Consider the following 11,746-nt stretch of genomic DNA (forward strand, 5'->3'; position numbering starts at 1 on the left):
AAATCCTCCATATTTACGTTTATTTACAACATTGTTGGATAGTAATTTTCAGCAAATGATATTTCTTCATCACTAAGTCCAACTATACTGTAAATCCGCTTATTTACCGATGACGTAAAAGATTGTGTATCTATAGAATGATCAATATAATTTTGAACTTGTTCTTCAAAGAATTGTTCATCTACTGGTGAAACGATTGGTATTATTAGTTCTTGAATTGTGAACTTTTTCCATCTTACTGTACCCACTCCAGTTGTAGTTCCTACTTTTGAAAAGAACCATTCTGACATTGGAGAATTAAGGATGCAGAGCAAATAAGGAAGGTGCTTTCCTGCCATTAAGAATGTTGTAGCTTCTGGTACAAAAGTGCCTATACTTTCATATGCAAATTTACTTCTATCTGAGATTTCTCCCCACACTATTTTCGGCTTATTAAAATCCTCCGATTCTTCGTGGCAGGGACATCAAGAGGTATGGGTATGAGTGGGCTGACTTGTGGATTATCAATACTCACAATGGAATCAAAGGCAAACTGCCACGAATTGATGTGAATGAATATCCTACGATAAAAGCGCATTTAGACCAATATTGGGATAAAATCGAGAAAAGAGCAGACCAAGGGGACACACCGTACAACCTGAGGAACTGCGCTTATATGGTCGTATTAACTCCGCAGTTTTCTTACGCTCTTCTTCACATTTGCAACTGGCAAGAATTTCATCTCTTTTTTCAGTAGAGATAATGAAAGCATCGTTGTAACCTGTGAGCACTCCACGATAGATGTTAATATCCCAGTCTTTGAGAGGAGTACCAACCGCCTCAATCTTCCGTTTGATGCTCTGTTCTATTGGAGACAAAATAACCCAACTGTCACTACCTGCAAAATTACACTCCACGCCCTGTTGCTGCACAAAAACGCTCAGTTTTATTCTGCCATTTTTTCATTGATGAAACGTGCAAGCGTGTTACGGTCAACCTTACAGATTTTAGCAATCTGACGCTTCGATACACCAACAACCAACAACTCTTTGATTAAAGTTTCCTTGCCAGATAGCTTGTATTTTTCAGGGGCATTCTTTTTCCCTTTCGGGCGACCAAGTACAACACCCTCTGCTTTCTTTCTCGCTAACGCTTCCTTTGTGCGTTGGCTTATGAGATTACGTTCTATCTCTGCTGACAGACCAAACGCAAACGCCAACACTTTGCTCTGAATATCATCGCCTAAACGGTAGTTATCCTTGATAGTCCATACGCGGCACTCTTTTGTCATGCAGATATTAAGTATCTCCATTATCATAAAGAGGTTACGTCCCAGTCGTGAAAGTTCAGCACAGATGATGAGATCGTTTTCTTGTACCTTGTTGAGCAATTTACCTAACTGACGCTTGTCGTATGCCTTAGTTCCACTGATGGTTTCCTCAATCCAACCATCAATTTTAATTTTTTCTCGCTCGCAGAAATTGTTTATCTCAAAGCGTTGGTTCTCTACTGTCTGTTTGTCGCTACTTACTCGAATGTATCCGTAAATCATTTTTGTTATTTATTTAGTTATATAATTTGAAATTGTCTCATTGAATAAGACGGATATTCAGCTAATGAAATTAGCCCCTATTATTATAGTAGAGGTGCGAGATTTCTTCCTGTTAATTTGTGATTTAACTTGCTGGAAATTTGCAGACAAACATAAAAGCCATCAAAAATAGACAATAATGGGACGGAAATGCCGTCCCATTTATACTACATTGTACGTGATTTTCATGTAGCACAATATACGACCAGTCCCAATCCCACCGTATAAACAACCAAGAATATCACCAAAACTTTCATCCAGAAGTCGGAAAACCAAACGCCCTCATTCCGTCTGATGATTTTGCGCATATTAGATTCATGCTCGGCAATAAGTTTTGCTTGTTCGGCGCGGTGATTTGCCAATACCGAAATCCAACTTTCAATAGAATGGTCTATAAGTTGCCTAAGCTTTGTAAGTTGCTCTGGGGTAATTGTTGTCTTGAATTTCGTGTCCCGTTCAGCTTTCACAATTGCATTACAGATGCCACTGACTATATTCTCACAACTGCCAGCTGCCGCTTTGAGTGCACCCTCAATGCGACATTCGGCAGCGATAGCTTTCTCCAAATCCTCATTGAACTTTATCAGCGTTTCCTTTGCTTCTCTTATTTCTATGAGAAGTTTATCAATTTCTTGTTTTTCTGACTCAATTTGCTGGTTGATTTCAACTTTCTCCAGCATGTCGTTGACATTTATAGGTGAAGTGCCCCTTGATTTTCCTATACCCATTTTCTTATATTTATAAAAGGTAGATTATCTGTGAAGTCCTTTTTTGCGTTTGCACATGCTGTTTGCCATTCTTGCGCAGCGGCGTGCCCATTCAAGTTCATCCTCGTCCTTATCTCGTCCCCAGCCACCAGTGTCAGAACCGCCACCACCACTTGAAGCAGCCATACTTGTGGCAGCATCCAAATACCCGGCAAAGAGTAAAAGAGCCGTATGTTGTATCTCTTCAATCTTAGCCAACGGATGAGCTTCATCCAAAGAACAATCTTGCCGGATGATATTGTCAGCGGCTTCGGGTATCTCCACATGGTAGCTGTGATATTCGTCTGTCGCTATATCATAGTACCTTATAACAGGCTGTGGAGCCATCTTGGGTTGTACAACAGAATCAGCGTTGGCTGTCTGTGTTTGTTGAGGAATAGATTTTGTTGGCTCGGATTTCCTTTCCTGCTGATGCAGTTTTGCCCAAGTAGCCTCTATCTTTGATGGAGTCAGATTTCTCCCGATACCCAACACGGATGATTTATAATTGGAATTCCCCCGTTTGATGGAATAACCATAAACCTTTCCCTTATCATTTTCTTGTATGTGCACTTTGTAACCCCGTTTTGTCAGTTCCATTTTGTATTGTCGCCAACTGAATTTGTCCATCGCGCGAAGTATCTCCATACAACAGTTTGAGATTTCCTGCCTGTGCCGTATGCCGATTTCTTTGGACTGTACCCATCCTCGTTTTTCGTTGATGATATTCGCAGCCATGACTGCCCTCTCACCAATCTTATGGCTATCATTTATTTTTCCATTCATATCCACACGGTTGGCATCAATGTGCAGGTGGAGAATGCCACTTTTGGAATCACGATGGGTTCTTCGTCACTTTTGGGGCAGTAAAATATACTAAACACCTTTATCTATAGACTATACCAGCTTATTTAAGGGAATAAAATTAAAGCTATCAAAAGACACATGTTCAATAGGACAAGCATTACCTTGTTAGGCAATAAATTTACTAGCTTTAACACATGAACTGCCCCAAAAGTGACGAAGAACCTCACGATGCAGGGCGGCTATGTATTGCGAACCTTTGAGATTGGTTTGCTTTGAGGATATCCGTTTAGTCTTGCCAGAAAGGTCTATGGAATCAAACTCACGGATGAACTCATCTGCTAAACGTTCCCAGTCATTCATAGACCAACCACGGCTTTCGTTTTCGGCAGGGGAAATTTCAATTCTTATCACATTTCTGCCAAGAGGTCTGCCCTTGTTGATTTTCTCGGCAAACATCTTCTGCACGAGCATCATCCGACCGTACATTGCTTCCGGTGAAATATCATCGGGCAACAGGTTGGCTTTGACTACATCCGCTCTGTCTTTATTGACGGAATATCTTATGGCATTTGCGCCATGCGGTATGGTACTGGCTTTTGCTATCATAACGAGTAAGGAAATTTATTCGGTAAGATAATTCTCTATCTGGCTCCAGCGGTTGATTAGTTGCGTGGCTGTCATCATCCATTGTTCCACAAAGCGTGTGTCACTGAAATACATGGCTCGTTTATCCGCTTGGATGGATTTCACGGCAGCCGCAATACGGATGAGGTCGCCTCTTGCATCCGTCAGGCTGCACAAGGCTTCTACCTCACGCTCAGACAACCGTTGCCGTGGATGCTGCCCTAAAGCAGTGCGGCGCACATAGTTGCTCATGGACAAACCGCAGGTTTTGGCAAGTTCTTTCGCTTGGGTGTATTCCTGCTCCGTTACTCTGGCTTCAAGTCGCAAGGTACGCCTCATAACTTTCTTGTCATTTTCTTCGTCAACTTCATTGCTGATATTCTTTTTCTTCTTCATTGTGTTATGAGTGAAACTTCTTTCTAAAATTGGACAGCCCGGTGGGAGCTTGCGACTGCCGAAATATGCCTATAAGGTACGGATGAGTGCAGCGAATTTGTGCGACATAGGAACTTCTTGCAAGACCCCACACGAAAACATAGGCTCCACCGCCATTTCTAATATGATGATGTTGGGCTATCCGCAGAAATATCCTCGTTGGATTCTTCCTCTGCCGCAGACTGTGAAGAAACAGAAATAAGGGAAGAAGGAATTTCTCCATTATCTGATATAACTGGCATTTTGCCTGCGAAGGAAAAATCTGAATCGGAAACGCACCCCTCATTCATTGCTTCTGTTTGCCTGCAATCATCCTCTCCTTCTTCTTGCCGGTCTTTTATTCGGACATAGAAAGGATTGTCTATTCTGTTGCCATTTTCCATCCATGCCGATATACATTTCAGGGTGTGAACGCTTGTTCGGTTACTCTGCGTGGATGCGACAATTCCCAACTGGTTCATCTTATCAAGTACACGGGATATGGTCTTTTTGTCATAGCCTAACTTGCAGGATAAATCCACTTCCGAAAGGATGGCTTGCCCCACTTGTAAAGTTGTGGAAAATCCTTTTATGGCATAATCTGTTTCTTCCAACACAGCCGCTTCAATAAGTCGGTGCAATATCTTCATACGGTCAATGCCGTATTTGCTTCCTGCCAGATACGCAAGTTGCTCTGACGAAAGTACTATACAATAATCTGTTTTCATCGTCTGTATAATTTGAGATGATTTATAAATGGTGCAGCCAAAAGAGAAAGTCAGCAATGCATACCGTAACCTCTTTCTGGCATATAATACTCCTTGTCGTATGCGATGTGGTCAAGTACGTTTTGCAGCCTGTCCAATTGTTGGCTGTCCAATACACGGATGGCGGCAATGGTAATGTTCTGTGACGCGATACGCCGGTGCTCACAATTCCGTTCTGACATACTTCCGTCTCCATCGGCATGGACACTTCGCAGGTAATTGTTCACCGCCTCGGTCTGTTCCTTACTTGGAAAGGTGGAAGGGTAACAGTCTTGAACATACGTAACCATGTGGCTGACCACATTTGCCAGCAAAGGGTCACGTTCTTGTAGCTGTTTGATAAGTTCTTCTTTCCTCATATTGTTGGTTTATATTGTCCCGTGTCCCAAGCGTTTTTTATAACTTTCTATTTTGCTTACTTCCTATTTTTATTCTTTTTCGAGGGCAAAAGGGACAAGGGGACATAAGTTTTTTCTTTTCCCTTATTTAAAATTAGAATGGTAATTCCAGTTCACTTGGCAGTGTTGCGCAGGACTCTTCACTTGGAGTGTCCACCCTCACCCATGGGGATTTCGTCCGTCCCGTCTTATCGCAGTAGGCTGGATGCAGCCCCTTGACCTTCTCCTGTTCACTCCGTTTCCAATTTGGAATCATGGACATCAAGCGGTTGATGTATTGCGAAGTGTATTTGGACGGATTTCGTCTGACCAAATCATTGGGCAGTTCCTCTATTATCTGTCGGGCACAAACCATATTGAGTGAGGTCATTGTGGAATTTGGTTCTAAGTAGGCTCCTTTCTGATAAGCCAGTCGTGTCGGAATCATCCAATTTGCATACTGCATGGGAACCTCACGCTCCAGATACATTTCTATGTCCTCCATAATTGGGTCGACAAGAATGTTGGAATGTTGCATCTGCACCTCGTTGGCCTTATTCTCCATGTCCGGTGACAAGTAGAGTTTCATTCCTTGTCGATAATAGGCGTATGCCTCTGCCCAAAGCTGAGGAACGGAACACTGTAGTTTATCCAGCCAATCCGACACATACCCATTGCCTTTGACCGAGATAATCCACCATCGGCGATTTCCATTGTCTCCTTGCAGGAAGTTTGCCTCATTGGTGGTAGCCGCAAAAACATTATGTCGCATGAACTCCACCACCTTATGCCCATAAGCCGGACGCATATAATCACTGCAACGGCTTAGAAAAGCCTTGGCTGCCTCTGCATCGTTCGCTCGTTTCAAACCATTCAACTCACTGATTTCAATAATCCAGCCATTGGTTATGGTCTCCACTTTCTCCTTGTCACCACTGGCGAAAGAAAATGAGTCGTTGAACCACTTACCGCTAATAGCTTTGAAGAAGGTGCTCTTACCGATACCTTGGGGACCGGGCAAGGTCAATACGTTGTCAAACTTGCAACCTGGATTGAATACTCTAGTTACAGCCGCCACAAACCAAAGTTTTGTCTGTTCTCTGACAAGCGGATTGTCCTCGGCTCCAAGATAATCTATGATGGTTGTGGCTATGCGAGGTTGTCCGTCCCATGTCTCTTGTGTGATGAATTCCTGTACAGGATTGAAACTCCGTTCAGAAGAAGTGGTCTTCAGTATCTCAAATACTTTGTTCTGCGTCAGGCGTATTCTGTATGTTCTTTCCAGATAGTCCTGTATCTTTCCTGCTGATTCTTCATCAATTTTGTTACCATTGACATTGCGGAACAAAGGGCAGAAACACACATCGTCCTGACAGAAGGTATCGTACCTTATCTGACTAAGATTCTCATCCAGTGTGAAAATAAGCCGGAGATTACTGATGGAACGAACCGGATTCCCGTAACTGTCTGTTGCCAGATTCTTTTTCCAATTCTCTTCCATACCGCTATTCTTTGATATGGATGCCACCAGATTCCTTTGCCAAAGCCAATGCAAGGTCTGCATCCACTACGATTTTTCGTCCTATCTGCGTGATGGCTTTGTCTATGATGCCGTTCTTCTTAATGCGGTTGGCGGTGGGTACGCTACAACCGAATACACGGGCGATACCCTCTATGCCATAGTAGTTGCCTTTGGATGCCACTTGGGGAGTGGCCGCTTCTGTACTCTCCACACTTTTAGTGATGAGAAAACAAAGCTCCTCACCCGTCATCATGGCGATGGGCTTTTGGAGTAGTTGGTTAAGATTGAGTTTTTCTTCCATACCTTTACTTGTTTGATGATTAAATACTTTAAGCCTCGGCTCAACTCTGTGAAACCGATTTCACAAGCAAAGGTAGTGTATGAAACTCTGTGTGTTGGTCGGTTTATTTATACCTTATTTTAACCGACCGTATTACAACAGTTGTTTGCAAAGTAAATACGGATAGCTTGATTTCCCAACTACCCGTTATTGGCAAAATAGTCCGTCCATCGGTCTATTATCCGTTTTGCTTTGGTGTAACTGCTTCCTCTTTGGGGTGAGTTCAAAGTAAGTTCCTTGATTTCCCCGTATCGCTTCTGTGGTATATCGTGCCCGTAATGTCGTTGAGAGAACTGTTCTATGGTACGGTGGAATGTCATGTATCTTGTGGACGCTTTTATCTTGCCAGACTTTACCAATGATTTCAACAAATAGGCAAGACTTATGTCCTCTGTATTTTCTTCAAGAAACAAAAGGATACCCTGCTTGATACGTTCCTTGTCGTCCAAAAGAATATCATCCAATGATTGTATCACCTTTCTATTGCCTCGCCTGCCTTTTACTTTTCGTAGGGCAAACATCACCTCTTTCCAGATTTCCGTGGTACAGCCTTCTATGGTATCTTCCCAGTCTGCTTTGGTTTCTGTACCCATCTCTATACTTCCATTGACAAGCAGGGTAACGCATAACTTTACAAGAAGCATATCGCCATGGTCAACCTCTTCACTGTTCAGCAGACGGTTAAGTAATTTGGCCATACGTGAAAGACCGTGGTCAAATACCACGAAATAATACATACAATAAGCCAAGTCTTCTTTCTTTTCCATTACACGGTCATACAGGTTAGCCATGAACACACCAATGAATACTGCATGAGAGAGGAAAACAATTTGAGAGATATAGGTCAGGAACTGATAAACCATTTTTCTTTCCAGTTTGCTCAACAGATAACATCCTTTGCTGTTTTTCATGAACATATCTAATTGCCCAATCAAGTAGGACCTTAACTCCTGCGGCAGACGATTCCATATTTCAATAGGTGTTTCAGAATGAACCATCAGCAGCCCGGACTTTGGCGATGTAAGCAGTTCTATTGTCCCCATTTTGATACTGACACCTATCCACAAACGCTTGTTGGTGATACATTGGGCTATGGTCTCGGTATATTGACCAGCCCATTGTTGATTGGTTATATTTTGTATGTCTTTACCATTTGCCAAATTAGAAAGCCAATCATACATCATCAAGGCTTCGGGAGGTGTGCATTTCTGCATCATCAGATACATGTCCATCAGGACAGATACATCACCTTTTGCCACAGCATCCATGCGCTTACAAAAGTCGGCATACACTTCTTCATGGGCTGATTTCCATGCACGGATAGCCATATCAGCCGCATCCTTCCTTTTGGAATAGGATTTTATCCTTTCTATGAAATTTATCATCAGCATTACGGATTAAGGTTGTCTGAATAATTTAAGCAGTTCTTCTGTGGACATGCTTGCCAGTTTCGCTAACAGAGCATTCCTTTCAGAAGAATTCTCCAAGTTTAGCAGTTTTGAATTGTTTTGCATCTGTATATCGAGAGGATAATGCTCAATGTAGATTTGAGTAATGGCATGAGCAGAAGTTGAATGCCCCATGCTTTCAGAGATATAATCCATATCCACTCCGGCATTATGCAGATTAGTAGCAAACGAGTGTCGGCACCATGTGCCGGACGGACAGATGGACTTATCCCAATTCAATGCCTCATGGCAAATCTTAATGACGCGGTCTTTCACGTTTGAGTTCTCTTGCATGGTGTATTTGCGGCGTAACTCTTCCGTTTCCGCTCCTTTTAATATATCGGGGAACACAAAACCGTCCCGAATCGGAGGTGCAGCTATCTCATCCAAGATATATCGTAAAGGAGGGATGATAGGGACTATTACCTCTGAGCCGTCAGCACTCCGTCGGGATGTTTTCTTTCGATTGAAGCGGAAAGCTTTGCCATTTGTCTGATAATAATAACTATTATAGGTCAAGCGGCCAGCATCAGCCATATTGAAACCGTTGCAAAGATATTGGGCAAGAAATAATCCCAATGAATAATGCGCACGTTGCACATATTCTTCCGACCAATGTTCAGGATACTTCTTTGATACGAAAAGGTTGTATAGTTCCGTCATCTGATTTACGTTCAAGAAGCTCTGCTTGCGCTTTGCACTCTTGGGAATGCTTACCAAGCCTTTCTCTTTCTTGTTAGAAAAGGGATAAGGAACATCTTTGAGGTAGCCTTCATGTACACACCTGTTCCATACGGCACGGCAACAGCGCAAGTAGATACCGGCCGTAGTGTCGCTGATTTTACCGACAATCGCACCATTTTCGTCTTTAACTCCATTGTGCATACCATCCTTCCACTTCTGAAGTTCTGCCGCACAGATGCAGAAGCCCTTAATTGCATTTTCTCCAAGAATCTTTCTGAATGATTTGAGAGAACACTCATAACTTTCTGCGGTGGTGAAACGTACTCCTCCATCTTCTGTACGCAACTCGTGAATGACTTGCTCCCATATACTAATAAAGGATTGTGATTTGGTTGTGTCCTCTTTGGATAGCACCACTTCTTCACCCATGATACATTGACGTACCATCTCAAATGTCAGGATGCCGCCTTTGTTCAGGTTCATCAGGATTTCTTTGTACTTGGGAACGATAGTGTCTTTCCATTCTTTTTGTAACCTGTAGTTCTCGCTTTTACATTTCGTCGCATTGCAGATGTCCGAGAACTTTTTCTCAGTAAAAGAACTTCCAACTGTAAAGTAGAAGAACTTGCGGTCTATCGTAAAACGAAGAGATAATGGAAACTCACACGCATTCTTTCTGCGGGTACGCGAATCCAACACGATAGAGACAGAACAGTTTCGCTCTTTGAAAAGGGGCAAAGACTTTGTCAATTTTTCCATTGCATTCATTGTTTATGTTCAACATAACCTCTGAATACAGCCGATTTGCAATGTGAGGCATACATATACAAAACGCTACATATAACCACAGAGTCCCTATCCTTTGACGGATAAAAACATTGTCGTTATATGCAGCGGTGCAATCTCGTTGTCTTCTGTCGCTGACTGGTAACCGGGCTTCTGCTAATCGGTCTCAACCCCTGAAGCAACTCTCACATATTGTTTGAAATAGAGTATTCTCCGACTAATACTCCCTCTACGCTTCGATTCACCGGAATGGGATGACCCTCCCACGAAGGTTAGACAAACTCACTTTTCCTTATAAGGAAAGAGCACCTCTTGGTCATGGCTCGCCATAAATGCATTGCATTTGCAAAGTTACAATATTATTCTGTAAATCAATATACAAATGGAGTATATTTGAGTTCATTTAATCGTAAAGTGTCGTCACACTAACAAAACTTCGGGTAAAAATGCTACAGGATTGCATGGAGCATCATAGAAATTCTATGTGTAAAACACGGCCAACTCAAACAGTTTGTTTACGCATTGTTTACGCAAGGGCAAGAAAAAAGGAGTTGCGAAATTCGTAACTCCTTGATTTTGAAAGTGGACCAGCCTGGGCTTGAACCAGGGACCTCCAGATTATGAGTCTGTTGCTCTAACCAACTGAGCTACAAGTCCGGTGTTATCCTTCTCGGATAGCGGGTACAAAAGTAATATATTCTGTTGATATATACAAACTTTTTAGTTAAAACATATCGGTATCTTCGTAAAAAGATGCCATTTACTTCTCTATTTTCCGCTTTTAAAACTTATATGTGCGCCGGGGATTTTTCGGGAACCAACCCTTTCTGACTCGCTCCTCTTGTTCAAAGACCTCTTTGATAGTCCAAAACGAAGAGAAAGCGAAAACACCTAAAAGGGAAGCGACCAGAATATTCTCCACACAAAGGGAAGCCACAACACCAATGATACCCAACAAAAGAAAGAACCACCAGCATTTGGTACCCCAATAGTACTCAGCCTTCACAACAACAGGGTGAAACAAACCGATAATGAGGAATGTACAAATGCCGATGAATAGGCCCGAAAGATGATAGTCATTCAGAAACTCCATAAACCACACTGAATTACTTCTCTGGACAAATAGGTATCTCCTTCTTGATGCTCTGCTCCAAAGAGATCAATGTTTCCGTAGCCGTTACACCCGGAATCTCCTGCATCTTATTGTTCAGCAAGTCCATCAAGTGCTCATTGTCACGCGCATATACTTTCGTCAGCATGGTGTAGGGACCCGTGGTAAAGTGACATTCTACTATTTCGGGGATTTTCTCCATTTCGGCAACTACCGATTTGTACATGGAACCTTTCTCTAACTTGATTCCTACATACGTACAGGTTCTATAGCCCAAAGATTTCGGATTCACATGATAGCCAGAACCAACAATTACGCCTAAGTCAATCAAACGCTGCACACGTTGATGAATGGCAGCGCGTGATACACCACACTCAGCAGCTACATCCTTGAAGGGAATACGAGCATTCTGGGAAATAATCTCCAGAATTTGACGGTCAAGATTGTCTATTTTTTCCATAATATCAATAAGTGTATGTTTTTATTCTTATCAAATAGTAAGCAAATATAGAGCTTTATTTTAATTTCTCTATACAAAAGGAGGAAAAAA

General features: G+C 42.3%; 12 protein-coding genes, 1 tRNA gene and 3 pseudogenes. All 16 read right to left on the bottom strand.

The window, feature by feature from the left end; translation table 11 throughout:
• Positions 1-23: 23 nt before the first annotated feature.
• Entirely contained in the window at positions 24-419 is a 396-nt protein-coding gene (locus QZ323_RS02960; protein ID WP_294632652.1) for a hypothetical protein, read from the bottom strand.
• A 237-nt stretch (positions 420-656) separates the two neighbouring features.
• A pseudogene (locus QZ323_RS02965) lies at positions 657-923 on the bottom strand (hypothetical protein); the annotation flags it as partial.
• Positions 924-925: 2 nt separating this feature from the next.
• Entirely contained in the window at positions 926-1,531 is a 606-nt protein-coding gene (locus tag QZ323_RS02970) for a master DNA invertase Mpi family serine-type recombinase (protein WP_289753678.1), read from the bottom strand.
• Positions 1,532-1,755: 224 nt separating this feature from the next.
• Complete coding sequence (locus tag QZ323_RS02975) at positions 1,756-2,298, bottom strand: hypothetical protein (RefSeq protein ID WP_289753680.1); 543 nt, start codon at positions 2,296-2,298, stop codon at positions 1,756-1,758.
• 24 nt (positions 2,299-2,322) lie between these two features.
• A pseudogene (locus QZ323_RS02980) lies at positions 2,323-3,159 on the bottom strand (relaxase/mobilization nuclease domain-containing protein); the annotation flags it as partial.
• Positions 3,160-3,345: 186 nt separating this feature from the next.
• A pseudogene (locus QZ323_RS02985) lies at positions 3,346-3,729 on the bottom strand (relaxase); the annotation flags it as partial.
• A 15-nt stretch (positions 3,730-3,744) separates the two neighbouring features.
• The gene (locus tag QZ323_RS02990; RefSeq protein WP_289222698.1) at positions 3,745-4,143 is read right to left on the bottom strand and encodes a hypothetical protein; all 399 of its coding nucleotides are present in this window, start codon (positions 4,141-4,143) and stop codon (positions 3,745-3,747) included.
• A 158-nt stretch (positions 4,144-4,301) separates the two neighbouring features.
• A complete protein-coding gene (locus tag QZ323_RS02995; protein WP_294632655.1) occupies positions 4,302-4,889 on the bottom strand; it encodes a hypothetical protein in 588 nt (195 codons plus the stop codon).
• 50 nt (positions 4,890-4,939) lie between these two features.
• The gene (locus tag QZ323_RS03000; RefSeq protein ID WP_294632656.1) at positions 4,940-5,287 is read right to left on the bottom strand and encodes a hypothetical protein; all 348 of its coding nucleotides are present in this window, start codon (positions 5,285-5,287) and stop codon (positions 4,940-4,942) included.
• 133 nt (positions 5,288-5,420) lie between these two features.
• Positions 5,421-6,806, bottom strand: a complete 1,386-nt coding sequence (locus tag QZ323_RS03005; protein ID WP_294632658.1) for a virulence-associated E family protein — start codon at positions 6,804-6,806, stop codon at positions 5,421-5,423.
• A 4-nt stretch (positions 6,807-6,810) separates the two neighbouring features.
• On the bottom strand, positions 6,811-7,128 hold the full coding sequence (locus QZ323_RS03010; protein WP_294632660.1) for a DUF3853 family protein: 318 nt from the start codon (positions 7,126-7,128) through the stop codon (positions 6,811-6,813).
• Positions 7,129-7,307: 179 nt separating this feature from the next.
• Complete coding sequence (locus QZ323_RS03015; RefSeq protein ID WP_289753694.1) at positions 7,308-8,552, bottom strand: DUF6043 family protein; 1,245 nt, start codon at positions 8,550-8,552, stop codon at positions 7,308-7,310.
• 12 nt (positions 8,553-8,564) lie between these two features.
• Positions 8,565-10,058, bottom strand: a complete 1,494-nt coding sequence (locus QZ323_RS03020) for a phage integrase SAM-like domain-containing protein (protein WP_294632662.1) — start codon at positions 10,056-10,058, stop codon at positions 8,565-8,567.
• A gap of 610 nt (positions 10,059-10,668) precedes the next feature.
• Positions 10,669-10,742 (bottom strand) — tRNA-Ile (locus QZ323_RS03025).
• A gap of 124 nt (positions 10,743-10,866) precedes the next feature.
• A complete protein-coding gene (locus tag QZ323_RS03030; protein ID WP_294632663.1) occupies positions 10,867-11,178 on the bottom strand; it encodes a DUF4491 family protein in 312 nt (103 codons plus the stop codon).
• A 13-nt stretch (positions 11,179-11,191) separates the two neighbouring features.
• The gene (locus QZ323_RS03035; protein ID WP_007211685.1) at positions 11,192-11,656 is read right to left on the bottom strand and encodes an Lrp/AsnC ligand binding domain-containing protein; all 465 of its coding nucleotides are present in this window, start codon (positions 11,654-11,656) and stop codon (positions 11,192-11,194) included.
• Positions 11,657-11,746: the final 90 nt, after the last annotated feature.

The organism is uncultured Bacteroides sp. (genome assembly GCF_910585845.1).
Lineage (GTDB): Bacteria > Bacteroidota > Bacteroidia > Bacteroidales > Bacteroidaceae > Bacteroides.

Excerpts from the sequence above, each read along its gene's own strand:
- QZ323_RS02970 (WP_289753678.1), bottom strand. The coding sequence starts at position 1,531 with ATGATTTACGGATACATTCGAGTAAGTAGCGACAAACAGACAGTAGAG.
- QZ323_RS02975 (WP_289753680.1), bottom strand. The coding sequence starts at position 2,298 with ATGGGTATAGGAAAATCAAGGGGCACTTCACCTATAAATGTCAACGAC.
- QZ323_RS02990 (WP_289222698.1), bottom strand. The coding sequence starts at position 4,143 with ATGAAGAAGAAAAAGAATATCAGCAATGAAGTTGACGAAGAAAATGAC.
- QZ323_RS02995 (WP_294632655.1), bottom strand. The coding sequence starts at position 4,889 with ATGAAAACAGATTATTGTATAGTACTTTCGTCAGAGCAACTTGCGTAT.
- QZ323_RS03000 (WP_294632656.1), bottom strand. The coding sequence starts at position 5,287 with ATGAGGAAAGAAGAACTTATCAAACAGCTACAAGAACGTGACCCTTTG.
- QZ323_RS03005 (WP_294632658.1), bottom strand. The coding sequence starts at position 6,806 with ATGGAAGAGAATTGGAAAAAGAATCTGGCAACAGACAGTTACGGGAAT.
- QZ323_RS03010 (WP_294632660.1), bottom strand. The coding sequence starts at position 7,128 with ATGGAAGAAAAACTCAATCTTAACCAACTACTCCAAAAGCCCATCGCC.
- QZ323_RS03015 (WP_289753694.1), bottom strand. The coding sequence starts at position 8,552 with ATGATAAATTTCATAGAAAGGATAAAATCCTATTCCAAAAGGAAGGAT.
- QZ323_RS03020 (WP_294632662.1), bottom strand. The coding sequence starts at position 10,058 with ATGGAAAAATTGACAAAGTCTTTGCCCCTTTTCAAAGAGCGAAACTGT.
- QZ323_RS03030 (WP_294632663.1), bottom strand. The coding sequence starts at position 11,178 with ATGGAGTTTCTGAATGACTATCATCTTTCGGGCCTATTCATCGGCATT.
- QZ323_RS03035 (WP_007211685.1), bottom strand. The coding sequence starts at position 11,656 with ATGGAAAAAATAGACAATCTTGACCGTCAAATTCTGGAGATTATTTCC.